Genomic DNA, 25,570 nt, shown 5'->3' on the forward strand with positions numbered 1-25,570 from the left:
GTTAGCCATGTTCATCCAGACCGAAGCAACACCCAATCCCGCCACGCTGAAATTTCTGCCCGGCCGCACCGTGATGCCGGACGGAACGCTCGAACTGCGCGATTCGGAACAAGCCGAGCGCTCGCCGCTGGCCCAGCGCCTGTTCGGCGTGAACGGCGTCTCCGGCGTCTTCCTCGGCTCGGACTTCATCACCGTGACCAAATCCGACGGCGAATGGCCCCATCTCAAGCCCGCCATCCTGGGCGCGATCATGGAGCATTTCATGTCGGGCGCGCCGGTGCTCGCGAACGGCTCGGCAGCGGATGTGATCGAAGAGGGCGAGTTCTTCGCACCCGAGGACGCCAAGACGGTCGAGACGATCAAGGATTTGCTCGAGACCCGGATCCGCCCGGCGGTGGCCGGCGATGGTGGCGACATCACCTTCCGCGGTTTCAAGGACGGCACGGTCTATCTCGCCATGAAGGGCTCCTGCTCGGGCTGCCCCTCCTCGACCGCGACGCTGAAGCACGGCATCCAGAACCTGCTGCGCCACTTCCTGCCGGATGTGCGCGAGGTCGAAGCGGTCTGACGCTTTCGGCTTGATCCGCAGGCCGTTTTGGCTTTGTTGGCAAATCAATCCGCGCCGTCATCCCGGGCACAGCGAAGCGCAGATCCGGGATGACGGCGCGTTTCCCTCACTTTCGAAGACGGGCCTGGCAAGACACCGATGCGCATCCTCGCGATCGACACCGCGCTCGGCGCCTGTTCCGCCTGCGTGCTGGAAGCCGGCCAGGCCGAGCCGCTGGCGATCGAGCAAATCGCGATGGAGCGCGGCCATGCCGAGGCGCTGATGCCGCTGGTCGAGCGCGTCATGAAGGCGGTCGAGGGCGGCTTCGCCTCGCTCGACCGCGTCGCCGTCACCGTCGGTCCGGGCAGCTATACCGGCCTGCGCGTCGGCATCAGCGCGGCCCGTGCCATCGCGCTCGCAGCGGGCATCCCGGCGATCGGCGTCACCACGCTGGCTGCGACCGCAGCCCCCTTGATCGGACGCGAATCCGGGCGGGTGATCGCGGCCGCACTCGACGCCAGACATGGCCAGGTCTGGTTCCAGGCGCTGAGTTCCCAAGGCAAGCCGTTGGTCTCGCTGCGCCAGGTCAACCACCGCGACGCTGCCCGCTCCATCGGGGCGGGACCCGTCAGCCTGGTGGGCTCGGCCGCGATGGCGGTCGCCAACGAGGCCTGGGCGATCGGGCTCGATGCCTTGGTGCTCGACGAGAGCCGGGCGCCCGACGTGACCTGGGTCGCCCGGCTCGGCTTGATAGCCGATCCCGAGGATGCACCGCCGCGCCCGCTCTACCTCAAGGCGCCTGAAACGACGCCGCAGGATCGCGCCCGGCTGCCGCGGCGCTGAATCAGCACTTGCCAGCGGTTCAGTCTGTGCCATCAAGCGCCATGGACTGGCTGCGCAGATTGCTCCACCCCGAATCGGCCCCGGCCCGGACCGGGCGCCTCGACGTGCGCCATGCGCGCCATGTCGCGGCGCTGCACCACCAGGGCGGCTTCGCGCGTGGTTGGGAACCTGGCGAATGCGCCGCGCTGCTCGCCGATCCCGCCATCATCTCCGAAGGCGTCTTCGCGGGGAACGGCCCCAACCCCGCCGGCTTCGTGATCTCGCGCAAGGCGGCCGACGAAGCCGAGATTCTCAGCATCGTGGTGGGCCGCGCTCATCGCCGCGACGGGCTCGGACGGGCGCTGCTCCACGCCCATCTCGGCCAGCTCGCCGCCAGCGGCGTCCAGCATGTCTATCTCGAGGTCGAGGACGGCAACCTGCCGGCCGAGCAGCTCTACCGCCATTTCGGCTTTCGCGAGGTCGGCCGGCGCAAGAACTATTACGCCAAGAGCGATGGCAGCCGCACCGGCGCGGTGACGATGCGGCTCGATCTCGCGTGACCGGAGCCGCCCGCGCATGAACGGACTTAGCCCCGGCGCGACCCTGAGGCTTGCAGCGCTGGCCTTTTCCGCGCTCCTGCTCCTGCCGGCGCAGCTCGTCGCAATGCGGCTCGGACCCCGCCATGGCGCCGCGATCCCGCGCCTGTTCCACCGCCTCACCTGCCGTTGCCTCGGCGTGCGTCGCCGCGTCAGGGGCACGCCACCGCCGCCCGGAGCGGCCGGGCTGATCGTCGCCAGCCATGTCTCCTGGCTCGACATCGCGGTGATCGGGGCCCTGCGGCCCTTGTCCTTCGTGGCCAAGAGCGAGGTCGCGGGCTGGCCGGTGATCGGCTTCCTGGCAAGGCTGCAGCGCACCGTCTTCATCGACCGGATGCGCCGCGGCGCCACCGCCGACGTGGCAGCGGTCATGGGCGCGCGGCTCGCGGCAGGCGAATCGATCGTGCTCTTCGCGGAGGGGACGACGGGCGACGGCACGCGCATCCTGCCCTTGCGCTCCTCCCTGTTGGGAGCCGCGCATGAGGCGCTCGGCAAAAACGAGGACCGCGACATTCCGGTCTATCCGCTGACCATCACCTATACCGGTTTCCACGGCCTGGCCGGCGGCCGGGCCGAGCGCACCACGCTCGCCTGGTATGGCGACGAGGAGCTGGCGCCGCATCTCAAGACCGTGCTCGCTGCGGGTACGATCGATGTCGAACTCGTCTGGGGTGCGCCGATTGCGATGGGCGCCCGGACCTCGCGCAAGGAAGCGACGCGACTGGCCGAGGCCGCGATAAGGCAGGCGCGGCGGGAGGCGGTCACCGGGCGGCAGAGCGCCTGACCGGCAATGGCTGTGCGGCATCTGGCTCGGTTGTTGCTTCGCTGACCGGCGCCTCGCGGAGCATGGTCATTTCCTCGCGGCGCAATCAGGAGTAAGGAGACGGTTTGGAGACCCGACCCGCCACGATGAAGAAAGTCCACATCAAGTCCTTCGGCTGCCAGATGAACGTCTATGACGGGCAGCGCATGGCCGATATCCTGAGCGAACAGGGCTATGAGGAGACCGCGACGCCCGAAGGCGCGGACCTGATCCTGCTCAACACCTGCCATATCCGCGACCGTGCCGTGCAGAAGGTCTATACCGAGCTCGGCAAGCTGCGTGATCTGAAGGTCGCGCAGAAGGCCAACGGACAGCACACGAAGATCGTCGTGGCCGGCTGCGTCGCGCAGGCAGAGGGCGCGGAGATCCAGCGCCGGCAGCCGGCCGTCGACCTCGTCGTCGGCCCGCAGGCCTATCACCGCCTGCCGGCCCTGCTGGCGGAGGCCGCGAGCCGGCGCACCGTCGATACCGACCTGCCGATCGACGACAAGTTCGGGCATTTGCCGCCGCCCACGCCCAAGGCGATCCGCCAGCGCGGCATCTCGGCCTTCGTCACCGTGCAGGAAGGCTGCGACAAGTTCTGCGCCTTCTGCGTCGTGCCCTATACGCGCGGCGCGGAATTCTCGCGGCCGGTCGCGCAGATCATGACCGAGATCGAGCGATTGGCGGCTTCCGGCGTGCAGGACGTCACGCTGATCGGCCAGAACGTCAACGCCTATCACGGCGAAGGTCCCGGCGGCGCCGTCTGGGGCCTGGCGCGCTTGATGCAGCGCGTCGCCGAGGTGCCCGGCATCGGTCGCATCCGCTACACCACGAGCCATCCGCGCGACATGGCCGACGATCTGATCGCCGCCCATCGCGACCTGCCGCAGCTGATGCCCTTCCTGCATTTGCCGGTGCAGGCGGGCTCCGACCGGATTCTGGCGGCGATGAACCGCAAGCATACCGCCGACGAATACCGCCGCCTGATCGAGCGCATCCGGGCGGCGCGACCCGACATCGCCTTGTCCTCGGACTTCATCGTCGGCTTTCCCGGCGAGAGCGACAGCGATTTCGAGGACACGCTGCGCCTCGTCGACGAGGTCGGCTTCGCCTCGAGCTATTCCTTCAAATATTCGCCGCGCCCCGGCACGCCGGCCGCCGATCTCGGCGAGCAGGTCGTGCCCGCGGTGATGAGCGAGCGCCTGCTGCGCCTGCAGGAGCGCATCGAGCACCACCGCCAGGCTTTCAACCATGCCATGGTGGGGCGCACCGTCGAGGTGCTGCTGGAACGTGTGGGCCGCCACCCCGGACAGCTTGCGGGAAAAACCCCCTACCTTCAGGCTGTGCAGATCGAGACTGAGTCGAATCAGATCGGCGACCGGGTTCAGGTAGTGATCGAGCGGGCGGGATCCAACTCGCTGTTTGGCCGCAAGGCCGGGCCGGACGAGGTTCCGAGCAAGGAACTTGCGGCTTGAACGCGACCCGGTTCGACCCGATTTTCTTGGGGCAGGGCAACGCCTGTCATCAGACTGAGATTGTTGCGTTCGGTTATGTTGCAGGACGACGCGTTGCAAGACGGTTCATTGCAAGACGACCCGGCCTCACGCTCCTGTCCGGCCGGCCCACTCGCCAGGGAGACGACGCTATTGGCACAGGCTGACCAGGTGACCCCGAGACCGGAACGAGGCCCACGGCGTGAGACGACGCCGGCACGCGTCGAGACCCTGACGCGCGACGGATTGCCCGCCACCGAGGTCCTGCTCTCCTTCGACGACAACCGGCTGGCGAGCCTTGTCTTCGGCGACTACGACCAGAATCTCGCGCATCTGGAGCGGCGTCTCGGCGTCGTGATCAGCCCCAACGGCAACCACGCCACCATCAGGGGACCGCGCGAGACCGCCGAACAGGCCGGACGCGTGCTGAAAACGCTTTATACGCGGGCCAAGGCCGGCGCTTCCGTCACCCTCGGCGAGGTCGATGGCGCGATCGAGGAGAGCAATGTGCAGCGCTCCTTCTTCCCGGCCGCCGACGCCGGCAAGGCCTCCTTTGACGCGATCGTGACGCGCAAGCGCGGGCCGGTGCGCGCCCGCAACGCGGCGCAGGACGCCTATCTGCGCCAGCTCAAGCGCAACGAGCTCGTCCTCGCCGAAGGCCCGGCCGGCACCGGCAAGACCTGGCTCGCCGTCGGACACGCCGTCTCGCTGATCGAGCAGGGCGTGGTCGAGCGCATGGTGCTGTCGCGCCCGGCTGTCGAAGCCGGCGAACGGCTCGGCTTCCTACCCGGCGACATGCGCGAGAAGGTCGATCCTTACCTGCGGCCGATCTACGACGCGCTGAACGACTTCATGGAGGCCCGCCATGTCGAACGCGCCCTGCAGACCGGCATGATCGAGATCGCGCCGCTCGCCTTCATGCGCGGGCGCACGCTGACCAACGCCGTCGTGCTGCTCGATGAAGCCCAGAACGCGACCTCGGTCCAGATGAAGATGTTCCTGACCCGCCTCGGCGAGGGCTCGCGCATGATCATCACCGGCGACCCGACCCAGATCGACCTGCCGCCGGGCCAGCGCTCGGGCCTGATCGAGGCCGTCAAGCTGCTTTCGGGCGTCGAGGGCGTCGGCTATGCCAAGTTCGAGGAGGGCGACGTTGTCCGTCACGATCTCGTGCGCCGCATCGTCATGGCCTATGAGGGCGCGGCCCGGCGCGAGCGCGAGGAACGCGAGGAGCGGCTGCGCGCACTCGAGCCCCAGGCCCCGATCGAGGACGATATCGAGGGCCTGAAGCGCACCTTGTCGCGGGAGCGGCCGCGATGAACGACCGACCTCGCATGCGGCGCTCGGCGCCGCATGCTGACAGGCCCGCGCCGGAGTTGACCCTGGCGCTGAGGATCCAGGCGAAACGCTGGCGCGAGCTTGCCGATCTGCGCCAGCGCGTGGCGGATGCGGCGCAGGCCGCGCTCGCCGTTGCGCCTGTCACGCCGCTCGAAGGCGCCGAGCTCAGCCTGCTGATGACCGATGACAAGCGCATCCGCGTGGTCAACCGCGACTGGCGCGGCTTCGACAAGCCGACCAATGTTCTTTCATTCCCGGCCGCGCCACCCGATCGGATCGCCGGCAGCCCGGTTCTCGGCGACATCGTCCTGGCCTATGAGACGATTGCCCGCGAGGCGCAGGAAGAAGGCAAGGATTTCGGCGACCATGTCAGCCATCTTGTGATACACGGCCTGCTGCACCTGCTCGGCGAGGATCACGAAACACCAGCGCAGGCCGAACGGATGGAGGCGCTCGAGATTACGGCGCTCGCCCGGCTCGGCATCGCCGACCCCTATGCGGACAGCGAGCCGCTCGCCCCAACCCCGGTTCTCTCCACAGCATCATGAGCGACGACAGTCGATCTACCCAGACAGACGCCACCGGCCGTGGCCTCTCCCATTGGCTTGGCCAGTTCCTCGAACGGCTCGGCATGCGCAGCGGCGCGACAATCCGCGAGGACATCACCGAGGCGCTGGCGCAGGACCGCGACAGCGGCCAGTCGGCTGATCTCAGCGCGCAAGAGCGCGTGATGCTCTCCAATGTGCTCAGCCTGCGCGAGCGCCGCGTCGGCGACGTGATGGTGCCGCGCGCCGATATCATCGCCGTTCCGGCCGATGCGACGCTGGACGAATTGCTGGCGCTGTTCCGGACGGCGGGCCATTCGCGCCTGCCGGTCTTCGATGATTCGCTCGATGACCCGCGCGGCATGGTCCATATCCGCGACTTCCTGGAATTCATCGCCGAGCAGGGCAAGGCCGAGCCGGGCCCTGGCCTGTCGGAGCCGGCGCTGCACAATCTCGCTGCGGTCGACCTCTCGACCACGCTGGCGAGTGCGAAAATCCTGCGCCCCGTGCTCTATGTCCCGCCTTCGATGCCCGCCGTCGACCTGCTCGTGAAGATGCAGGCGACACGGACGCATATCGCTCTCGTGATCGACGAGTATGGCGGAACGGATGGGCTGGTCTCGATGGAGGATCTCGTCGAGATCATCGTCGGCGACATCGAGGACGAGCATGATCTCGACGAGGCCCCAGCGATCACCGCCATGGGCGAGAACCGCTTCACCGCCGATGCGCGCGCGACACTGCGCGAACTCAAGGATGCGACCGGCATCGATCTCTCGGATACGGAAGTCGCCGAGGAGATCGACACGCTGGGCGGGCTGATCGTGACGCTGGCCGGCCGCGTACCGGCTCAGGGCGAGACGATCGAGGGGCCGGAAGGCCTGTCCTTCGAGATTATCGAGGCCGATCCGCGCCGAATCAAGCGGCTCAGCATTCTCCGGCGCAGCACGGCATCCCCCGATACGGCGCCGCAGGCGGAAGCCGGCTGATGCAGCTCTCCGCGCTGGCCGACGGGATCATCCTCTCCTGGGGATGGCGCAAGCGCCTGATCGCGCTCGCCACAGGCGCCAGCGGCGCGCTCGCCTTGCCCCCGCTCGATCTCTGGCCCCTGATCGTCGTGCCCATGACCGTTGCCGTCTGGCTGATCGACGGAGCCGTCGGCGCCACGGCGTCGAGCCGCTTCAAGGCGGCCTTTGCGGCAGGCTGGTGGTGGGGCTTCGGTTTCTTCCTCGCCGGCCTCTGGTGGCTGGGCGCGGCCTTCCTGGTGGAGGCCGACAAATTCGCCTGGGCGATGCCGCTCGGCGTCGTCGCCCTGCCGGCCTTTCTCGCCCTGTTCCCGGCGCTGGCATTCGGCTGCGCCCGGCTGCTCTGGCCGGCCGGGGCGGGACGCATCCTCATGCTCGCGGTGGCGTTGACCGTCAGCGAATGGCTGCGCGGCCATGTGCTGACCGGCTTTCCCTGGAACGTCTACGGCATGATGCTGGCCGCCCAGGGCTTCATCGCGCAATTCGCCGCGCTCGGCGGGCTCTATGGATTGACCTTGCTGGCGGTCGCAATCGGCGCCGCGCCTGCGACGCTCGGCACGGCCGAGGCCGGCGCGAGGCGCTGGCGCGCGCCGATCCTCGCCACCTTGACACTCGCCGCTCTCATCGGCTTCGGCGCCTGGCACATCCCGAATGCGGCAGCGCCCGTGGTTGCCGGCGTGAAGCTGCGGTTGATGCAGCCGAACCTGGCGCAGGACGCCAAGTTCAACGCTCGTAACGGCGAGGCGATCCTGAACGAGTATCTCGCGCTCAGCGACCGGGCGACGAGCCCCTCGACGCTCGGCGTGCAGGACGTCACGCATCTGATCTGGCCGGAATCGGCTTTTCCCTTCCTGCTCGGCCGCTCACCCCAGGCGCTCTCGCGCATCGCCGCGGCCCTGCCGCCGAACACGACGCTCATCACCGGCGCGGCGCGGGCGGGCGAGGCGCTGCCCGGCGAAAGCCGGCCGCCGATCTTCAATTCGGTGCAGGTCGTGAACGACGAAGGCGTGATCGTTTCCAGCTACGACAAGGTCCATCTCGTGCCCTTCGGCGAGTATCTGCCGCCGATCCTGGAACGCTTGATCCGCAGCGTCGGGCTGTCGGAGTTCGTCTCGATTCCGGGCGGCTTCGCGGCAGGCGCGCGGCACATCCCACTCTCGATCCGCGGCCTGCCTGCAGTCGCGCCGCTGCTCTGCTACGAGGCGATCTTCCCCGGCGAAGTCATGCCGCAGCAGGGCCCGCGCCCCGGCCTGATGCTCAACCTGACCAATGACGGCTGGTTCGGCCAGACCAGCGGACCTTACCAGCACCTGGCCCAGGCGAGGATGCGCGCCATCGAGGAAGGGCTGCCGCTGGTGCGCGTCGCCAATACCGGAATCTCGGCGGTGATCGATGGTTATGGCCGCATCACGGGCAGCCTGCCCCTAGGCACACAGGGTGTTCTCGATGCAAACTTGCCGCAAGCGGCTCCCGTTACGCTCTATGCGCGCTTCGGAGATGCCGCTTTAGTGGGACTCATTGCACTATTCTTGCTGCTTGCGCGGGTTCGACCGGGCTGATCATCCCATCTGGAACTTTTTCCCGCGAGAGGGATGGCCGTTCCCACCGGAAGCATATAAATTGCTAAAATAAATTCATGCCTGCCGGATGATAGATTTCCAAGAAAACTGACCCGAGGGTGGTCGATCCATGATCAAAAAAGTACCCAACCCGATCGACCGCCATGTCGGAAGCCGTGTCCGGATGCGTCGAATGCTCGCTGGAGTCAGCCAGGAGCGGCTCGGCGAAGGCCTCGGACTGACCTTCCAGCAGGTCCAGAAATACGAAAAAGGCTCGAACCGCATCAGCGCCAGCCGCTTGCAGCAGATCGCCAAGATGCTGGATGTGCCGGTCTCCTTCTTCTTCGACGGAGCCCCGACCGGCGACATGCCGGCGGGCGGCTTCTCGGATGCCGCCTCGACGGCCTATGTCTCCGACTTCATGGCGACCAGCGAAGGCGTGCAGCTGACCAAGGCCTTCGTACGCATCAAGAGCGGGCGGGTGCGACGGCGCATCGTCGATCTCGTCGAGGCGCTGGCGGAAGAAGACAGCGGAATCGCGTGATCTGGCTCTCTTTTTGTTCGTCTTGACGAACAAGGCTCCCGAAAAACGGATTTCCGACTTGACGGCGAACGCGCCCGCTGCAAAGACGGTGCCCGTTTTCGTCGGCCGATCGTGTCGTCACGCCGGTCACACGCCAACCCCATCCGAAGGGTTATCTGACCGTGTCACGCCAGAACTACCTGTTCACCAGCGAATCCGTCGGTGAAGGCCATCCCGACAAGATCTGCGACCGGATTTCAGACGAGGTCGTCGACCTGTTCTTCAAGGAAGCGGCCAAGTCCGGCATGGATGCCGCCCAGGTCCGCGTCGCCTGCGAGACCCTGGCCACGACCAACCGCGTCGTCATCGCCGGCGAAGTCCGCACCTCGCTCGACGAGAAGGCGATGAAGAGCAAGGTCAAGTCGGCCGCGCGCAAGGCGATCAAGGCGATCGGCTACGAGCAGGACGGCTTCCACTGGAAGAAGTGCAAGATCGACGTGCTGCTGCACGCCCAGTCGGCCGACATCGCCCAGGGCGTCGACGCCAGCGGCAACAAGGATGAAGGCGCGGGCGACCAGGGCATCATGTTCGGCTATGCCTGCCGCGAGACGCCCGAGCTGATGCCGGCGCCGATCTACTACGCCCACAAGATCCTCGAAGTGCTGGCCAAGGCCCGCCACGCCAAGGAAGGCGGCGCCGCCAAGCTCGGCCCCGACGCCAAGAGCCAGGTCACGGTCAAGTACGAGAACGGCAAGCCGGTCGGCGTCACCCAGATCGTGCTCTCGACCCAGCATGTCGACGAGAGCCTGACCTCGGCCGATGTCCGCAAGATCGTCGAGCCCTATATCCGCCAGACGCTGCCCGAAGGCTGGATCACCAAGGAGACCGTCTGGCACGTCAACCCGACCGGCAAGTTCGTCATCGGCGGCCCCGACGGCGACGCCGGCCTGACCGGCCGCAAGATCATCGTCGATACGTATGGTGGAGCCGCCCCCCATGGCGGCGGCGCTTTCTCGGGCAAGGACCCGACCAAGGTCGACCGTTCCGCGGCCTATGCGGCGCGCTATCTCGCCAAGAACGTCGTCGCCGCCAAGCTCGCCGACCGCTGCACGATCCAGCTTTCCTACGCCATCGGCGTCGCCAAGCCGCTCTCGATCTATGTCGATTTGCACGGCACCGGCAAGGTCGATGAGGCGAAGCTCGAATCCGTACTCGGCGAGGTCATGGACCTGACCCCGCGCGGCATCCGCACGCATCTCGCGTTGAACAAGCCGATCTATGCCAAATCCGCCGCTTACGGCCATTTCGGCCGCAAGGCCGGCCGCGACGGCAGCTTCTCCTGGGAGAAGACCGATCTCGTCGATGCGCTGAAGAAGGCCGTCGCCTGAGCGACGGTTTCGACTGAATTGCATCAGGCCGGAGCCTTGGCTCCGGCCTTTTTCTTTTGACAGATCGCGCTAGAAACGCGCCGTCAATCTGGACAAGCCGTGCTAGCGGAGACGCGGAATGACGGCGCGTTTCCTTTGAAGAACCTCTTCAAACCAAAGACATGAGCATGACCGACGATTTCGATCCTGACCGCGCCTTCTTCGGCCGTCGCAAAGGCAAGGCCCTGCGCGAAGGCCAGAATGCGATGATCGAGGGCGTATTGCCGCGCCTGCGCCTGCCGGATGGCGAGATCACCGATCTGGCGGGGTTGTTTCCGCACCCCGTGACGGCGGTTCGGCTCGAGATCGGCTTCGGCGGCGGCGAGCATCTGCTTTCGCGGATGCGCGAGAGCCCGCAGATCGGCTTCATCGGCGTCGAACCCTTCATCAACGGGATGGCGAAGTTCCTCGCCGTCATCGAGCGGGAAGGGCTGACGAATATCCGGCTCTGGGACGGCGACGCTGCGCTGATGCTGCCGCGCCTGCCGGCCGGCGGGCTCGATGCGATCGACCTGCTCTACCCCGATCCCTGGCCGAAGCGCCGCCAGCGCAAGCGGCGTTTCGTCTCCGAACGCACACTTGGCCTGTTCGCCCGCTGCCTGCGCCCGGGCGGGCGCTTCCGCTTCGCCAGCGACATCGACGACTATGTCGGCTGGACGCTGGCGCGGCTCGCTCGCTCGCCTGATTTCGACTGGACGGATGAGCGCGCCGATGACTGGCGCAAGCCTTATCCAGGCTGGATCCGCACGCGCTACGAGGCGAAGGCCGTCGCGGCGGGGCGCGTGCCGAGCTACCTCACGGCTGTGCGTCGCGCATCCTGAGGAAGCCGAGCACGCGCTGGGCGGTCGTCGTGTTCAAGGTGCGGAAGCTCTGGCGGGCGCGCTCGATCGCGACCTCCGACTTGCCGAGATCCTTGCGCAGGCCGATCAGCGCGCGCGTGGTCTCCCAGGACCAGCCGAGAGCCCGGCCGACCAGGAGCACGGCATCACGGTCCGTACCCAGAATGATCTGCTCGGTCGCCGGCAGGCCGAGCTGCGCCAGCGCCGCAACGGCGCACATCGCATGCTCCAAGGCGCCCGCAGCAGCAAATTCGACCAGCTTGGCCTCGTCGAGCTGACCGGCTTCATGGAGCCGGTTGATCTCGATCAGGGCCGCGTTGATCTTGGCGTAGCCGTCATGTGTCTGCGCCTCGGCGGCGATCGCCTGGGCGCCGCGCTCGACGGCGATATCGACCGCGCCGGCAAGCGAGGGCTCGAGCGTCGCCGTGAGGCGGCGGCGCGCCGAATTCTTGGCGGCCACCAGAAGCTGGCCGAGCAATTCGGCCGGAATGTCGCTGCGCGAGCCCAAAGTCGCCTGGAGCGCATCGTCCTGAACGGCCCGCATCACCAGCACGCCCATGCCATGGCGCGAAAAGCGCGCGGTCTGGTTGGCCGCCACCGCATGGGTGACGACGCGGCCACCGCGCAGAATCAGGAAATCCGTGACCGGCTCGCCGAGATCGGGCCGCTCGGTGATGGCGAGCATGTGATCGCGGCCCTTGGCCGCCGAGACCGCGACCAGATCCTGGTCGGTAAGACGTTTCGAGGCGATCAGCACCGGCCTGGCGACGGCGATCTCGTCGAGCGCAAGCTGGCGCACGACGCCGCTCGGCGCGTTGGGAATGGGTGCGAGCCGCTCCGACAATTCGATGCGGGCCCGGACCTCGATGGCGCGCGAAAGCCGGCCGATCACCACGTCGAAGATGCTGACCTGGTCCTCCTCCATACCGGCAGCGGTGCTGAGGAACAGGTCGGTCAGGCGGGCCAGAATCTGCGTGCGGTCGTCACTCGACCCACGCGTCATCGTCGCTTCAAGATCGCGCAGCAGCGCACTCACCGAACTCATGCAGCATCCTCACGCAACGTCTGCGGCCGCACTATCGGCAAGAAGAATGACCAGCCGGTTAGCGCGAACGCAGAAAGCGCGACTTCCCGGATCGATCGATCCCGACGCGCAATCGATCCAGACCTTGCATGCGTCGGCAAGCCAGACTAAATAGCGTGTAACAGCTCTGGTTTCGGTATCAGCCGATGATCAAGAGCGGGCCTGCCGGCCCGCTCTTTTTTATTGGCCGAAGCCCTGCCGGGGCCAGAGCATGATGCCACAGCGAAGACCCGCTTCAGCGATGGAGCGGAAACCGGTTTTCGGGCGACATCATGGTCCACTGAGTTGGTTTGGAGCCGGATGACTTTCAGCTCCATGCAGGCGGCCAAGGTATGAACGAAACCACAGCAAGCACCGGGCAGGAGCCACGCCTCGTCGTCGAAAGCGGCGTGGCGGCGCGCGTGGCGGCCATTGTCGAGCCAGCGATCGTCGATCTCGGCTACAGGCTGGTGCGCGTGCGCGTCACCGGCCAGAACGGCTGCACGGTCCAGATCATGGCCGAGCGGCCCGACGGTACCATGAATGTCGAGGGCTGCGAGGCCGTCAGCCAGGCCGTCTCGCCGGCGCTCGACGTTGATGATCCCGTGCAGGTTGCCTATCATCTCGAGGTGTCTTCGCCGGGAATCGACCGGCCGCTGGTGCGGGCGAGCGATTTCGAGCGCTGGGCCGGGCATCTCGCCAAGATCGATACCGAAGCCGTCGTCGCCGGCCGCAAGCGCTTCCGCGGCATCTTGCGCGGCGTGGATGGCGGCAATGCCCTGCTCGCCCGCGACGATGCGAAATCGGAAGAGGAGCGCGACGTCGCCATTCCGATGTCGCTGATCGCCGAGGCCCGCCTCGTGCTGACCGACGCGCTCGTGACGGAATCGCTGCGCCGTGGCAAATCGGGCCTGCCGCCCGAGATGCCGCCGGCCGAAGAGATCGCCAGCCCGAAGAAGGGCAAGGGAAAATCGCTGGGTCCGCGCCCGGGCAAGAAGCCCGGACAGGCTCCGCAGGACACAACGGAAGAGGAGTGAGCGCCATGGTCGTCAGCGCCAACAGGCTCGAACTGCTGCAGATCGCCGACGCGGTCGCCCGCGAGAAATCGATCGACCGGCAGATCGTCGTCGATGCGATGCAGGACGCGATCGCCAAGGCTGCGCGCTCGCGCTACGGCGCCGAGACCGACGTTCATGCCGAGATCAACACCAAGACCGGCGAGCTGCGGCTGGCCCGCCATCTCCAGGTCGTCGACCTCGTCGAGAACGGCGCGACCGAAATCACCGTCGACGAGGCCAAGCGCCACAATCCGGCGGCCCAGGTCGGCGACGTCATCGCCGATCCGCTGCCGCCCTTCGATTTCGGCCGCATCGCCGCCCAGTCGGCCAAGCAGGTCATCGTGCAGAAGGTCCGCGAGGCCGAGCGCGACCGTCAGTACGACGAATACAAGGATCGCATCGGCGAGATCGTCAACGGCGCGGTCAAGCGCGTCGAATACGGCAATGTCTTCGTCGATCTCGGCCGTGGCGAGGCGATCATCCGCCGCGACGAGATGATCCCGCGCGAGACCTTCAAGGTCGGAGACCGTGCCCGCGCCTATGTCTACGACGTGCGCCGCGAGCCGCGCGGCCCGCAGATCTTCCTGTCGCGCACCCATCCGCAGTTCATGGCCAAGCTCTTCGGCCAGGAAGTGCCGGAGATCTATGACGGCATCGTCGAGGTGAAGGCCGTCGCTCGCGACCCCGGTTCCCGCGCCAAGATCGCCGTGATCAGCCGCGATTCCTCGATCGACCCCGTCGGCGCCTGCGTCGGCATGCGCGGCTCGCGCGTCCAGGCCGTCGTCGGCGAGCTCCAGGGCGAGAAGATCGACATCATCCCGTGGTCGCCCGATATCGCGACCTTCGTCGTCAACGCCCTGCAGCCGGCGGAAGTCGCCAAGGTCGTGCTCGACGAGGAGGCCGACAAGATCGAGGTCGTGGTGCCCGACGAGCAGCTCTCGCTCGCAATCGGCCGTCGCGGCCAGAACGTCCGCCTCGCCTCGCAGCTCACCGGCTGGGACATCGACATCCTGACCGAGGCCGAGGAGTCGGAGCGCCGCCAGAAGGAGTTCCTGCAGCGCACCGAGATCTTCATGAACGCGCTGAACGTCGACGAGACGGTCGGCCAGCTCCTGGCTTCGGAAGGCTTCCGCACGGTCGAGGAGGTCGCCTATGTCGAGCCCTCCGAGCTCGCCGCGATCGAAGGCTTCGACGAGGACACCGCCGCCGAGATCCAGGCGCGCGCGCAGGAGTATCTCGCCACGATCGAAGCCGAGTTCGACGAGAAGCGCCGTGCGCTCGGTGTCGCGGACGACTTGCGCGAGGTCGAGGGCATCACCACCTCCATGATGGTTGCGCTCGGTGAGAACGACGTGAAGAACGTCGAGGACCTCGCCGGCTGCGCCACCGATGATCTGGTTGGCTGGACCGAGCGCAAGGATGGCGAAACCACCCGCCATGCCGGCTATCTCGACGGCTATGATCTGTCCCGCCAGGATGCCGAAGCCATGATCATGGCCGCGCGCGTCAAGGCTGGTTGGATCGAGGCCCCTGCCGAAGAGACCGAGGCGGACGCCGCCGAAGAATCGGCCGAGGCCTGAGCCGGATCGCGCGGATGCAACGGGCTGTCTCGATGAGCGAGACGCGGAAAGACGGCCCGGAGCGCAGCTGCGTCGTCAGCCGGGCGGTGAAATCGCCCGACGACCTGATCCGCTTCGTGGTCGGGCCCGAGGGGGTCCTGACGCCAGATCTCCGGCGCAAGCTGCCGGGGCGAGGCGTCTGGACGAGCCTGAGCGCCAAGACCGTCGCCGAGGCGGTGAAGCGCAAGGCCTTCGAGCGATCGCTCAAGGCGAAGATCACCGTGCCGGCCGATCTGGTCGCGATGATCGACGGCCTGATGCTGCGCGATGCGCTGCAGGCGCTGGCGATGGCTAACAAGGCCGGGCTGGTCTCGAGCGGCTTCGCCAAGGTCGAGGCGGTGATCGGATCTGGTCGCTGCGCAGCGGTGATCGAAGCCAGCGACGGCGCCGAAGATGGCCGGCGCAAGATCGGACAAGCCCTGAAGCGGGCCGAGATTGCCCGTGAAAGCGCGGGATTGAAGGCACGAAAGACACCCGTCGTCGCAATTTTTGCGGCAACGGATTTGGAATTGGCGTTGGGGCGGGCACATGTGATACATGCGGCGCTTGCTCCGGGTCCGGCGGCCGAGGGTTTCCTCTTCCGCTGGCGTCGGCTCGTCCGCTACAGGACGGACGATGTCGGTGCGACGGAGCCTGACCACCCGGCGCACTCCGACCCCTTAGACGAACAAACGACCGAACCGGCAGGACCGAACGCGGAATGAGCGATACCAAGACCCCGGGCGATAAGACCTTGACGGTCAGCCCCCCGAAGACCCTGACGTTGAAGCGTCCTGTCGAACAGAGCACTGTCCGGCAGAGCTTCTCGCATGGGCGCTCGAAGCAGGTCGTCGTCGAGGTCAAGCGACGCGCAGGCGGTCCCGAGATCAAGGATGCGCCGATCGCGCGCGCACCTCAGCCTCAGGTCCAGCAGGCTGCGCCGCGCCCCGTTGCTCCGGCGCCTGCTCCCATCACGCGACCGGCCGGCAGCATGCTGCTGCGCACGCTCTCGGAGGACGAGAAGGATGCCCGCCAGCGCGCACTCTCCGACTCGCGCGACCGTGAAGCGGAAGCCCGCCGCATCGCCGAGGAGGAAGCGCGCCAGCGCGCCGCCGCCATCGAGCGCGAGCGCCAGGAGCGCGAAGCCGCCCTCGCCCGCCAGCGCGAGGAAGAAGAGCGTCGCCGCCAGGAAGACGATCACAAGCGTCGCGCCGAAAGCGCTGCACGCCAGCGCATGAACGAGGAGCAGCAGGCTCCGCGCCCGGCCGCCCCGCAGCCGCCGCGTGACGCCACGCCCGCTCCGCAAGGCGACAGCCCGGCGGCTGCGCCGGCAGCCCAGGCGCCTGCTTACGCCCAGGCGCCCCGTCCGGCCCCTTCCGGTCCGCGCCCCGATTTCGCCCCGCGTACGCCGATGCGCGATATCGGCGCCCGCCCGCCCCGTCTGGACTCGCGCCCGCCGCGCCTCGACACCCCGCGCCCGCCGCGTCCTGTCGACACGACCGCTCCGGCCGAGCCGGCCGTCGTCAGGCCTGCCCGCCAGGCTCCGTCCAGCACTGCGCCGCGCAGCCGCCCCGATGACGGTGAGGCACGGCCCGCGTTCCGCCGTCCCGGCGGCGCTCCAGGCGGCCCGCCCGGCCGCGGCGCACCTGCGCCCGCCCCCAAGACCCCCAAGGTCGGCGAGAAGCCGCGCGGTCGCCTGACATTGTCGACTGCGACCGGCGGCGATGACGAGCGCACGCGTTCGGTCGCGGCCTTCCGTCGCCGCGTCCAGCGCATGACCGGCCACCGCGCCTCGGACGTCGCCAAGGAGCGCGTGATGCGCGAGGTGATCGTCCCCGAGACGATCACCATCCAGGAACTCGCGAACCGCATGTCGGAACGCGGCGTCGACGTGATCCGCCTGCTGATGAAGCAAGGCGCGATGCATAAGATCACCGACGTGATCGACGCCGACACCGCCCAGCTCGTCGCCGAGGAAATGGGCCACACTGTCAAGCGCGTCGCCGAATCCGACGTCGAGGAAGGCCTGTTCGACACGCCCGACACCGACGAGATGCTTGAGTCGCGTCCCGCCGTCGTCACCATCATGGGCCATGTCGACCACGGCAAGACCTCGCTGCTCGACGCGATCCGCCAGACCCATGTCGTCTCCGGCGAGGCCGGCGGCATCACCCAGCATATCGGCGCCTATCAGGTGACGACGCCTTCGGGCGCGAAGGTGACCTTCATCGACACGCCCGGCCACGCCGCCTTCACGGCGATGCGCGCCCGCGGCGCCAAGGTGACGGACGTCGTCGTGCTCGTGGTCGCGGCCGATGACGGCGTCATGCCGCAGACGGTCGAGGCCATCAATCACGCCAAGGCGGCCAAGGTGCCGCTGATCGTGGCGATCAACAAGATCGACAAGCCCGATGCCAACCCCGACCGGGTGCGCTCCGAGCTGCTGCAATACGAGATCCAGGTCGAGTCGCTCGGCGGCGAGACGCTGGAAATCGAAGTTTCGGCCAAGACGCGCCAGAACCTCGACAAGCTGCTCGAGGCCATCGCGCTGCAGGCCGAACTGCTCGATCTCAAGGCCAATCCCGAGCGCGCTGCCGAAGGCACCGTGATCGAGGCCAAGCTCGATCGCGGCCGTGGCCCCGTCGCGACCGTTCTCGTCCAGCGCGGCACGCTGCGCACCGGCGACATCGTCGTGGCCGGCGCCGAATGGGGCCGCGTGCGCGCGTTGATTGCCGACACCGGCGCCCAGATCAAGGAGGCTCCGCCCTCCATGCCGGTCGAGGTGCTCGGCTTCAACGGTACGCCGGAGGCCGGCGACCGCGTCGCGGTCGTCGAGTCCGAGGCCCGCGCCCGCGAGGTCACCGATTACCGCGAACGTCAGCGCCGTGACCGTGTCGCCGCACGCGGCGGTGCATCGGGCGGCGGTCGTTCGCTGGCCGAAATGATGCGCGATCTGAAGGAAGGCGCCGGCCGCAAGGAATTCCCGCTCGTCATCAAGGGCGACGTGCAGGGTTCGGTCGAGGCCATCGTCGGAACGCTCGAGAAGGTCGGCAACGAGGAGGTGCGCGCCCGCGTGCTTCAGTCGGGCGTCGGCGCCATCACCGAATCCGACATCACGCTGGCCCAGGCCTCGGGCGCGGCCGTGATCGGCTTCAACGTGCGCGCCCATAAGGAAGCGCGCGAGGCGGCCGAACGGGCCGGCGTCGAAATCCGCTACTACAACATCATCTACAACCTCGTGGATGACGTTAAGGCGGCGATGTCGGGCCTGCTCGCTCCGACCCTGCGCGAAACCATGCTCGGCAATGCCCAGATCCTCGAGATCTTCGCGGTCTCGAAGGTCGGCAAGATCGCCGGCTGCCGCGTCACCGACGGCACGATCGAGCGCGGCGCCAATGTCCGCCTGATCCGCGACAATGTCGTGGTTCACGAGGGCAAACTCGCCCAGCTCAAGCGCTTCAAGGACGACGCCAAGGAAGTCGTGGCCGGCCAGGAATGCGGCATGTCCTTCGAGAACTACCAGGACATGCGCCCGGGCGACGTCATCGAGTGCTACCGCGTCGAAGAGATCAAGCGGACGCTGTAAAGCGGCCGCTTCCCCAAGGAAGCGCGTCATGGTCGGGCTTGCCCTGACCATCTCGTGACGAAAAGAGCGCCGTCCAGCGCCTCATCCTTCAAGAGATGGCCGGGTCAAGCCCGGCCATGACGTTTAATCCGGTCCGATCCCGGAGAACGAGAACCATGGCAAGACCAGCAAAACCTTCTGGCCCCTCGCAGCGGCAGTTGCGCATCGGCGAATTGATCCGCCACGCCATCGCCGAGTTGCTCGCGCGCGGCGACATCCACGACGAGGTCCTCGCCAAGCACGTCATCACCGTGCCAGAGGTGCGCCTTTCATCCGATCTGAAGCTCGCAACCTGCTTCATCATGCCGCTCGGCGGCGGCGACGTGAAGCCGGTGCTCAAGGCGCTGACCGACCATAAGCGCTACATCCGCGGCGAGATCGCCCACCGCGTGAACCTGAAATATGCGCCCGATGTCCGCTTCCTGCAGGATGAGAGCTTCGCCGAGGCCGAGCGCGTCGATGCGCTGCTGTATTCCGACAAGGTGCGCCGGGACATCCTGAAGCAGCCGCTGCGGATTCAGCAGGACAGCCCGAACCAGGATGAGAAAGGGCAGGACGATGAGTGAGGTCGCCGCTGCCGAAGACGCCACCCTGCCGGCGCAGGATGAAGCTCGCAGCTTTGCGCCGCGCCCGAAGAAGCGCGACGTGCATGGCTGGGTCGTGCTCGACAAGCCCGTCGGCATGACCTCGACCCATGCCGTCAGCGTGGTGAAGCGCGCCTTCTCGGCCAAGAAGGCCGGCCATGCCGGTACGCTCGATCCGCTCGCCTCGGGCCTGCTGCCGATCGCACTCGGCGAGGCGACCAAGACCGTTCCCTTCGTCATGGACGGGCGCAAGGCCTATCAGTTCACCGTCGCCTGGGGCACCCAGACCGACACCGACGACACCGAGGGCAAGGTCATCGCCACTTCGGAAGCCCGTCCGGAGGAAGCCGCGATCACCGCGCTGCTGCCGCGCTTCACCGGGACGATCCAGCAGGTGCCGCCGAAATACTCCGCCATCAAGATCGCCGGCGAGCGCGCCTATGATCTCGCTCGCGAGGGCGAGGAGGTGACGCTGCAGGCGCGGCCCGTCGAGATCGATGCGCTGCGCATCGTCAGCCACAGCGCCGAGACCACGACCTTCGAGGCCGAATGCGGCAAGGGCACCTATGTGCGGGCGATCGCACGCGACCTCGGCCTGGCGCTCGGCTGCCTGGGGCATGTCGCCCATCTCCGGCGCACCCGCGTCGGCCCGTTCAGCGTCGCGGATGCAGCCAGCGTCGAGAGCCTGCGCGAGAGCCCCGAAGCGGCGACCGCCGCGCTCCTGCCGGTGAAGACCGCGCTGGCCCTGATCCCTGAGATCGTCGTCCATCGCGACGCGGCGCTGCGCCTGAAGCGCGGCCAGAGCGTGCTGCTGCGCGGGCGCGACGCACCGGTCGAAGCGCAGGCCGTCTATGCGACATCAGGCGGCGTGCTGATCGCGACCGGCTCGATCGACAATGGCGAATTGGTGCCGCACCGCGTCTTCAACCTGTAGTTTCCGGTCCCTTTCTGGCGGCGTTGCATTTCTGGCGGCGTTTGTGGTCTCGAACTGGTCTTGTAGCACTCCGCCCTGAATCGCGATTGCATCGGCCCAGCGGCCAAAATAGATTGAGGTGGGCAGACCTGTTAGAGACCATAGAGCCGGTGCTGCGCGACCAGATGCGGCCCGACGTCAGGGGATGGAAACGATGATCGCGATCACTCGCCGCCTCAGCATCGCCGCCGCGGCCGCTGTCGCACTTGTCGGCGGATTCTCCGGCATCGCCTCCGCGCAGACGGAGCTGACCTTCTGGACCTGGCGTCAGGAGGATCGCGCGGCTTATCAGACGTTCTTCCAGGCGTTTGAGAAGGCCAATCCCGGCATCAAGGTCAGATTCGAGGGCTTCGAGCCCGCCAACTACCAGACCATCCTTTCGACGGCGCTGGCGGGAGGGCGCGGGCCCGATGTGATGCAGGTGCGGGCCTACGGCAATCTCGAGAGCATCGCCAAGCCCGGTTATCTCATGGCGCTCGACAAGACCAACGCGCCCGAGACCGCCAATTTCCCGGATTCGGCGCTGGCGGCCGAGAGCTTGCGCGCCGATGGCAAGGTCTATGCGCTGCCCTTCGCCTCGCAGACCATGCTGGTGGTCTACAACACCGAACTCTTCGCCAAGCATGGCGTCACCCCTCCCGGAAGCTGGGATGAGCTCGTCGCGCTGTGCAAGGCGCTCAAGGCCAAGGGTGTGACGCCGTTCGCCAACGGCACCGCCACAGCCTGGCAGAACGAGACCATCGTTCAGGCGCTGCTCTCGTCCCTGCTCGGCAAGGGGTTCGAGGCCGACCTGCTTTCGGGCAAGGCCGATTTCACCGATCCGCGCTTCGTCGGCGCGCTGACCAGGCTGAACGAGCTCAAGGACTATTTCGCGCCGAATTTCTCCGGCATCGACTACGCCTCGTCGCAGCAGCTCTTCGCCGCCGGCAGCGCGGCGATGTTCGCCGGCGGCTCCTACGAGGTCGCAGCCTTTCAGAAGCAGAATCCGCGCCTCAAGCTCGGCGTCTTCGCGTCCCCGCCCGCCAAGGCAGGCGAGCCGCCGCTCGTCGCCGTTTTCTACGATGGCGGCTATGCCGTGAACGCCAGGACGGACAAGAAGGAGGCGGCGCTGAAGCTGGTGCGCTGGCTCGGCACGCCAGAGTTCGGGACGATGCTGAGCGGCACTCTGCAGAACGTCTCGCCGATCAAGGGGGTGAAAGCTGAAGCGCCGGCAGTGCAGCGGGTGATGAAGCTCAACGAAAACGCGATGTCCTACCTCATGCTGGTGCATTTCCGCTACCAGGAGCCCTCCGGCTCGGTGCTGCTGCAGGCGGGCGTGCAGAAGATGCTGGCCGGGCAGACAACGCCCGCCGAAGTCGGCGCCGAGATCACCAAGGGCATCGCGACCTATTATGCGCCGTTCAAGAAATAGCTGAGCCATGCCGGATATGGGTTCGGCCAGCCGCCACCGGGTTTGGGTGACGTTCCTCGTCACGCCGCCCCTTGCGGTGATGGCGGCGTTCGTGGTCTATCCGATCCTGTCAGCGTTCTCCTATGCCTTCTTCTCCTGGCATGGCCTGTCGCGCGAGGCCTTCGTCGGTCTCGGAAATTTCGTCGACCTGTTCACGAAGCCGCATTACGCGCAGCCGATCATGCGCGCCTTCGGACACAATCTGATCGTGCTTGCGGCCCTGCTCGTGGTTCAGAACGGCGGCGGCTTCCTGCTCGCCTGGTTCTTGTACCGCGAACCCTTCGGCTTTCGCTTTCACCGGGTCGCGGTCTTCCTGCCGGTCATCCTGTCGAGCGTGATCGTCGCCTTCCTGTGGAAGCTGCTGCTTCATCCGAATTTCGGTGCGGTGAACGGCGCGCTGAACGCGGCGGGGCTGGGCAACCTCGCCCTGCCCTGGCTGGGCGACAGCCGCACCGCGCTTGCCGCCCTGATCTTCGCCAATGCCTGGCACTGGATCGGCTTCCCGACGCTGGTCTTCCTTGCGGGCATGCAGCGCATTCCGCGCGAAGTCCTGGAAAGCGCCGAACTCGATGGAGCGAGCCAGATCCAGGTTCTGCGCCGCATCGTCTGGCCGCTGGCGGCGCCGAGCGCGACGGTGACCTTCACCCTGCTCTTCATCGGCGCCTTCAACTGGTTCGAGCTGCCTTATCTGATGACCGGCCTCGAAGGTTCGCCCTTCGGTTCGACGGATGTGCTCGGCCTCGTGTTCTACCGCCTCGCTTTCGGCAACCAGAGCGCCAGCGTTCAGGATTTCGGCCATGGTTCGGCCCTGGCGACACTGCTCTTCCTGTTCATGGCGGCTGTCGCGACGGCGGCGACGATCCGCCTGCGCCGACGCGAGATCGCGTTGTGACGCGGTGGCCCGCTCGTCCCGCCGATCTGGCTGGTGCCGGCATGGTCCAGCTCCTGCTGATCCTGAATTCGGCGTTGATGCTCTACCCGATCGTGATCATGGTGTTCGCTGCGTTCAAGCCGACGGCCGAGATCTTCGCCAGGCCCTTCGCGCCGCCCGATTTCAGCAATATCGACAATTTCGTCCGGATCGTCGAGGAAGCCAACTTCCTGCGCTATCTCGGCAATTCGATCCTGGTCACGGGCGTCTCGGTCGTGCTGATCCTGGTACTGGGAACGATGGCGGCCTACGCGATCGCACGCTACCGGTTTGCACTGGCAACGCCGATCTTCCTGATCTTCCTCGCCGGGCTGATGCTGCCGCTGAAGCTCGCGATCATCCCGCTCTTCGTCCAGATGAACGGGCTCGGGCTGATCGATTCGCGGCTCTCGCTGATCCTGATCTATGTCGCGATGGGGCTGCCATCGACGGTCTTCATCATGACGGGCTTCCTGCGCACATTGCCCGGCGAACTCGAGGATGCCGCCCGCATCGACGGCGCTTCCGAGCCGCGCATCATGTGGTCGATCATGCTGCCCCTGTGCAAGCCGCCCCTGGTGATCGCGGGCATCCATAATGCCGTGCCGGTCTGGAACGATTTCTTCTTCCCGCTGATCTTCATCCAGAGCGATGCGCGCAAGACGCTGCCGCAGGGCCTGACCACATTCGTCGGCGAGTACGCGACCGACTGGGGCATGCTGTTCGCCGGGCTCACCATCGCGGCGCTGCCGATCACATTGGTCTACATCGTGCTATCGCGCCAATTCATCGCCGGGATGACGCAGGGCGTCGTGAAATAGGGCGCCCGCGGATCAGCCACCAACCAGCGCGATACGCTGATCGCGGCGGGCTCGATCGATAGCGGCGAATTGGCGCCCTATCGCGTCTTCAACCTGCAATTCTACTTGGAATCACCTGCACCCATAGGTTGGTAAATCAAACGTAAACGCAATTTCAAGGCTTCTGCGACAATTTGATCCTGTTGCCGTGCGGCAGAAAGCGCGCGCGGCCGGGGGGCGAGCGGGGACCGCGTATGACATTGTCGACTTCGAAGCTGTCGATCAGGCATATCCTGATCGGCCTGATCTGTGCGATGGCGCTGACGGCCGGCGGCCTGACGCTTCAGGAGATCTGGTCTTCCTACAAGCGCTACGGCGTGTCCCAGCAGGTTGTCGGGCTGGCGGGATTGAACCGGAACCTGTTCGATGCGCTCGGCGCCTTCCGGCTCGAGCGCGCCTCGATGCAGAGCGCCGTCATCCTGCCGAGCGACAAGAATCAGTCCTCGATCGCCACCTATCTGCAGCGGCGCAAGCAGGTCGACGAAGCCATGGCACAGGCGAATTCGGTATTGACCGCTTCGAACCGCCCGGCGCTAGCGCCGTTCCAGCGCGACCTCGCCGCCATCTATGACGAGAATCGCAAGCTGCGCGAGAGCGTCGAAGGCGACCTCAAACTGCCGGTCGAGGGCCGCGACAAGCAGATGCCCGAGCGCATCCTCGCCATCGGCGAGAAGCTGCTGGTCAGCCTCGACAAGACGTCACTGGCCGTCGACAGCGAGATCCGCGCTCTCAATCCGGCTCTGACCGAACTCGTGGTCGCTCGCGCGCTCTCCTGGGCGACACGCACCTATGCCGGCACATCCGGCATCATGGTCAGCACGATCACGGCGCAGCAGCGCCCCTTCGACGCGAAGGAGACGCGCATCCTGTTGAGCAATGACGCCAGCGCGCTGGCCAGCTGGCAGGCCCTGCGCGACATGGCCGACACCGCCCAGACCGACCCAGTGATCAAGGCCGCCATCGCCACGGGCCAAGCCACCTATTTCTCCGGCCCGGTCAAGGAGATGCGCGAAAAGATCGTCGCGCAGGCGACCTCAGGCAGCAAGCCCAGCATGTCGGTCGACCAGTGGCGCAGCGAGATCGTGCCCGCGCTCGAAACCATCGCGGCCGTCGCCAACACCGCGCTGGACCGGGCCATCGCAGGAGCGAATGCGACCGCGAATCAGGCCTTTGCCGAACTTCTGACATATGGCGCCGTTCTGCTCGTCAGCCTGCTGATCGCCGCCGCCGGATATGTCGTGGTGCGCTCGCGCGTCACCACCCCGCTCGCCCAGATGACAACGGCGATGACGCAGCTGGCTCAGGGCGATCTCGATGCAGCGCTGCCGCGGATCAGGCATCAGGACGAGATCGGAGCGATGGCGAGCGCCTTGTCGGTCTTCCAGGACAATCTGGTCAAGATGCGCGAGCTCGAGCAATCGGAGCGCACGGCCTCGGCCGCTCGCCTGGCGCGGGCGCAGTCGATGGAGGCCGTGGTCTCCGATGTCGGCGAGGTCGTCGCAGCTGCGGCGTCGGGCGATTTCTCGGCGCGGCTCGAGATCGAGCATGCCGACGAGCAGATGCAGAAGCTCGTCGCCGGCATCAACGAGATCAACGCCGTGGTCGACAGCGCCACATCCGAATTCGCCGCCGCCCTGCAGGCGGTGGCGGGCGGCGACCTGACCGCCCGGATCGAGACCGCCTATCGCGGCAAGTTCGCCGAGCTCAAGGGCGCGATCAACGAGACGGTCGACCGGCTGTCCTCGACGGTGCGCACGATCCAGACGACCTCGGCGGATGTCGGCCTGGCCGCGCGCGAGATCACCATGGGCGCCGACGACCTGTCGAAGCGCACGGAGGAGCAGGCCTCGTCGCTGGAGGAGACCGCGGCCACGACCGAGGAGCTCGCCGCCTCGGTGAAGGCCTCGGCCCAGGCCTCCAGGCAGGCCGC

23 protein-coding genes are annotated in these 25,570 nt (G+C 66.9%); 22 read left to right on the forward strand and 1 reads right to left on the reverse strand.

Translation table 11 applies throughout. The features are described from left to right. The first annotated feature begins 7 nt into the window (after positions 1 to 7). From CYD53_RS16920 to trmB, 12 genes are all read left to right on the forward strand, one after another. Positions 8 to 568, forward strand: coding sequence for a NifU family protein (locus CYD53_RS16920; RefSeq protein WP_103719246.1), 561 nt, complete (start codon positions 8 to 10; stop codon positions 566 to 568). Positions 569 to 706: 138 nt separating this feature from the next. Beyond that, positions 707 to 1,390, forward strand: a complete 684-nt coding sequence (gene tsaB, locus CYD53_RS16925; protein ID WP_103719247.1) for a tRNA (adenosine(37)-N6)-threonylcarbamoyltransferase complex dimerization subunit type 1 TsaB — start codon at positions 707 to 709, stop codon at positions 1,388 to 1,390. Between the two features lie 41 nt (positions 1,391 to 1,431). Continuing rightward, positions 1,432 to 1,929, forward strand: a complete 498-nt coding sequence (locus tag CYD53_RS16930) for a GNAT family N-acetyltransferase (RefSeq protein WP_103719248.1) — start codon at positions 1,432 to 1,434, stop codon at positions 1,927 to 1,929. Between the two features lie 16 nt (positions 1,930 to 1,945). Continuing rightward, entirely contained in the window at positions 1,946 to 2,749 is an 804-nt protein-coding gene (locus CYD53_RS16935; protein WP_103719249.1) for a lysophospholipid acyltransferase family protein, read from the forward strand. A gap of 125 nt (positions 2,750 to 2,874) precedes the next feature. After that, positions 2,875 to 4,245 carry a tRNA (N6-isopentenyl adenosine(37)-C2)-methylthiotransferase MiaB gene (gene miaB, locus CYD53_RS16940; protein WP_103719250.1) on the forward strand — a complete coding sequence of 457 codons (1,371 nt, stop codon included), beginning with the start codon at positions 2,875 to 2,877 and terminating at the stop codon, positions 4,243 to 4,245. Positions 4,246 to 4,494: 249 nt separating this feature from the next. Next, positions 4,495 to 5,583, forward strand: a complete 1,089-nt coding sequence (locus CYD53_RS16945; protein ID WP_245928285.1) for a PhoH family protein — start codon at positions 4,495 to 4,497, stop codon at positions 5,581 to 5,583. Continuing rightward, positions 5,580 to 6,149, forward strand: coding sequence for an rRNA maturation RNase YbeY (gene ybeY, locus CYD53_RS16950; RefSeq protein WP_245928280.1), 570 nt, complete (start codon positions 5,580 to 5,582; stop codon positions 6,147 to 6,149). Before CYD53_RS16945 ends, ybeY begins: the two co-directional genes overlap by 4 nt. After that, a complete protein-coding gene (locus CYD53_RS16955; protein WP_103719253.1) occupies positions 6,146 to 7,135 on the forward strand; it encodes a hemolysin family protein in 990 nt (329 codons plus the stop codon). The genes ybeY and CYD53_RS16955 overlap by 4 nt, the downstream gene beginning before the upstream one ends. Beyond that, positions 7,135 to 8,730, forward strand: a complete 1,596-nt coding sequence (lnt, locus tag CYD53_RS16960; RefSeq protein ID WP_103719254.1) for an apolipoprotein N-acyltransferase — start codon at positions 7,135 to 7,137, stop codon at positions 8,728 to 8,730. The genes CYD53_RS16955 and lnt overlap by 1 nt, the downstream gene beginning before the upstream one ends. Before the next feature lie 130 nt (positions 8,731 to 8,860). Beyond that, positions 8,861 to 9,274: a helix-turn-helix domain-containing protein gene (locus CYD53_RS16965; protein WP_092172562.1), complete on the forward strand. Its 414-nt coding sequence runs from the start codon at positions 8,861 to 8,863 to the stop codon at positions 9,272 to 9,274. 161 nt (positions 9,275 to 9,435) lie between these two features. Beyond that, complete coding sequence (metK, locus tag CYD53_RS16970) at positions 9,436 to 10,641, forward strand: methionine adenosyltransferase (protein WP_103719255.1); 1,206 nt, start codon at positions 9,436 to 9,438, stop codon at positions 10,639 to 10,641. A gap of 167 nt (positions 10,642 to 10,808) precedes the next feature. After that, entirely contained in the window at positions 10,809 to 11,501 is a 693-nt protein-coding gene (trmB, locus tag CYD53_RS16975) for a tRNA (guanine(46)-N(7))-methyltransferase TrmB (RefSeq protein ID WP_103719291.1), read from the forward strand. Here the strand turns inward: trmB and CYD53_RS16980 are convergent. After that, on the reverse strand, positions 11,476 to 12,564 hold the full coding sequence (locus CYD53_RS16980; RefSeq protein WP_103719256.1) for a DUF2336 domain-containing protein: 1,089 nt from the start codon (positions 12,562 to 12,564) through the stop codon (positions 11,476 to 11,478). The genes trmB and CYD53_RS16980 overlap by 26 nt on opposite strands. Before the next feature lie 371 nt (positions 12,565 to 12,935). On the opposite strand from CYD53_RS16980, the gene rimP reads away from it, so the two are divergent. The 10 genes from rimP to CYD53_RS17030 form a co-directional block, all read left to right on the forward strand. Continuing rightward, entirely contained in the window at positions 12,936 to 13,619 is a 684-nt protein-coding gene (rimP, locus tag CYD53_RS16985; protein ID WP_103719257.1) for a ribosome maturation factor RimP, read from the forward strand. A 5-nt stretch (positions 13,620 to 13,624) separates the two neighbouring features. After that, a complete protein-coding gene (gene nusA, locus CYD53_RS16990) occupies positions 13,625 to 15,220 on the forward strand; it encodes a transcription termination factor NusA (protein WP_092172551.1) in 1,596 nt (531 codons plus the stop codon). 14 nt (positions 15,221 to 15,234) lie between these two features. After that, complete coding sequence (locus CYD53_RS16995; protein WP_103719258.1) at positions 15,235 to 15,963, forward strand: RNA-binding protein; 729 nt, start codon at positions 15,235 to 15,237, stop codon at positions 15,961 to 15,963. After that, complete coding sequence (gene infB / locus CYD53_RS17000; protein ID WP_103719259.1) at positions 15,960 to 18,824, forward strand: translation initiation factor IF-2; 2,865 nt, start codon at positions 15,960 to 15,962, stop codon at positions 18,822 to 18,824. The genes CYD53_RS16995 and infB overlap by 4 nt, the downstream gene beginning before the upstream one ends. A 155-nt stretch (positions 18,825 to 18,979) precedes the next feature. Further along, the gene (gene rbfA / locus CYD53_RS17005; RefSeq protein ID WP_103719260.1) at positions 18,980 to 19,429 is read left to right on the forward strand and encodes a 30S ribosome-binding factor RbfA; all 450 of its coding nucleotides are present in this window, start codon (positions 18,980 to 18,982) and stop codon (positions 19,427 to 19,429) included. After that, positions 19,422 to 20,381: a tRNA pseudouridine(55) synthase TruB gene (gene truB, locus CYD53_RS17010; RefSeq protein WP_245928281.1), complete on the forward strand. Its 960-nt coding sequence runs from the start codon at positions 19,422 to 19,424 to the stop codon at positions 20,379 to 20,381. The genes rbfA and truB overlap by 8 nt, the downstream gene beginning before the upstream one ends. A gap of 193 nt (positions 20,382 to 20,574) precedes the next feature. Further along, positions 20,575 to 21,831, forward strand: coding sequence for an extracellular solute-binding protein (locus CYD53_RS17015; RefSeq protein ID WP_210202361.1), 1,257 nt, complete (start codon positions 20,575 to 20,577; stop codon positions 21,829 to 21,831). Positions 21,832 to 21,838: 7 nt separating this feature from the next. Further along, entirely contained in the window at positions 21,839 to 22,762 is a 924-nt protein-coding gene (locus CYD53_RS17020; protein WP_103719263.1) for a carbohydrate ABC transporter permease, read from the forward strand. Then, positions 22,759 to 23,601 (forward strand): carbohydrate ABC transporter permease, encoded by an 843-nt coding sequence (locus tag CYD53_RS17025; RefSeq protein WP_245928282.1) that lies wholly within the window; start codon positions 22,759 to 22,761, stop codon positions 23,599 to 23,601. The genes CYD53_RS17020 and CYD53_RS17025 overlap by 4 nt, the downstream gene beginning before the upstream one ends. Positions 23,602 to 23,834: 233 nt before the next feature. Continuing rightward, the coding region (locus CYD53_RS17030) for a HAMP domain-containing protein (protein ID WP_146055942.1) at positions 23,835 to 25,570 on the forward strand (1,736 nt) is incomplete at its 3' end.

This window comes from Allobosea psychrotolerans, from assembly GCF_002917105.1.
Classification (GTDB): domain Bacteria; phylum Pseudomonadota; class Alphaproteobacteria; order Rhizobiales; family Beijerinckiaceae; genus Allobosea; species Allobosea psychrotolerans.

What these genes read in the sequence shown, in the direction of transcription:
- CYD53_RS16955 (WP_103719253.1), top strand. Translation starts at nt 6,146, where the DNA reads ATGAGCGACGACAGTCGATCTACCCAGACAGACGCCACCGGCCGTGGC.
- CYD53_RS17015 (WP_210202361.1), top strand. Translation starts at nt 20,575, where the DNA reads ATGATCGCGATCACTCGCCGCCTCAGCATCGCCGCCGCGGCCGCTGTC.
- CYD53_RS17020 (WP_103719263.1), top strand. Translation starts at nt 21,839, where the DNA reads ATGCCGGATATGGGTTCGGCCAGCCGCCACCGGGTTTGGGTGACGTTC.
- rimP (WP_103719257.1), top strand. Translation starts at nt 12,936, where the DNA reads ATGAACGAAACCACAGCAAGCACCGGGCAGGAGCCACGCCTCGTCGTC.
- CYD53_RS16920 (WP_103719246.1), top strand. Translation starts at nt 8, where the DNA reads ATGTTCATCCAGACCGAAGCAACACCCAATCCCGCCACGCTGAAATTT.
- CYD53_RS16930 (WP_103719248.1), top strand. Translation starts at nt 1,432, where the DNA reads ATGGACTGGCTGCGCAGATTGCTCCACCCCGAATCGGCCCCGGCCCGG.
- tsaB (WP_103719247.1), top strand. Translation starts at nt 707, where the DNA reads ATGCGCATCCTCGCGATCGACACCGCGCTCGGCGCCTGTTCCGCCTGC.
- rbfA (WP_103719260.1), top strand. Translation starts at nt 18,980, where the DNA reads ATGGCAAGACCAGCAAAACCTTCTGGCCCCTCGCAGCGGCAGTTGCGC.
- trmB (WP_103719291.1), top strand. Translation starts at nt 10,809, where the DNA reads ATGACCGACGATTTCGATCCTGACCGCGCCTTCTTCGGCCGTCGCAAA.
- ybeY (WP_245928280.1), top strand. Translation starts at nt 5,580, where the DNA reads ATGAACGACCGACCTCGCATGCGGCGCTCGGCGCCGCATGCTGACAGG.
- miaB (WP_103719250.1), top strand. Translation starts at nt 2,875, where the DNA reads ATGAAGAAAGTCCACATCAAGTCCTTCGGCTGCCAGATGAACGTCTAT.
- CYD53_RS16935 (WP_103719249.1), top strand. Translation starts at nt 1,946, where the DNA reads ATGAACGGACTTAGCCCCGGCGCGACCCTGAGGCTTGCAGCGCTGGCC.
- infB (WP_103719259.1), top strand. Translation starts at nt 15,960, where the DNA reads ATGAGCGATACCAAGACCCCGGGCGATAAGACCTTGACGGTCAGCCCC.
- CYD53_RS16980 (WP_103719256.1), bottom strand. Translation starts at nt 12,564, where the DNA reads ATGAGTTCGGTGAGTGCGCTGCTGCGCGATCTTGAAGCGACGATGACG.
- truB (WP_245928281.1), top strand. Translation starts at nt 19,422, where the DNA reads ATGAGTGAGGTCGCCGCTGCCGAAGACGCCACCCTGCCGGCGCAGGAT.
- nusA (WP_092172551.1), top strand. Translation starts at nt 13,625, where the DNA reads ATGGTCGTCAGCGCCAACAGGCTCGAACTGCTGCAGATCGCCGACGCG.
- CYD53_RS16995 (WP_103719258.1), top strand. Translation starts at nt 15,235, where the DNA reads ATGCAACGGGCTGTCTCGATGAGCGAGACGCGGAAAGACGGCCCGGAG.
- CYD53_RS16965 (WP_092172562.1), top strand. Translation starts at nt 8,861, where the DNA reads ATGATCAAAAAAGTACCCAACCCGATCGACCGCCATGTCGGAAGCCGT.
- lnt (WP_103719254.1), top strand. Translation starts at nt 7,135, where the DNA reads ATGCAGCTCTCCGCGCTGGCCGACGGGATCATCCTCTCCTGGGGATGG.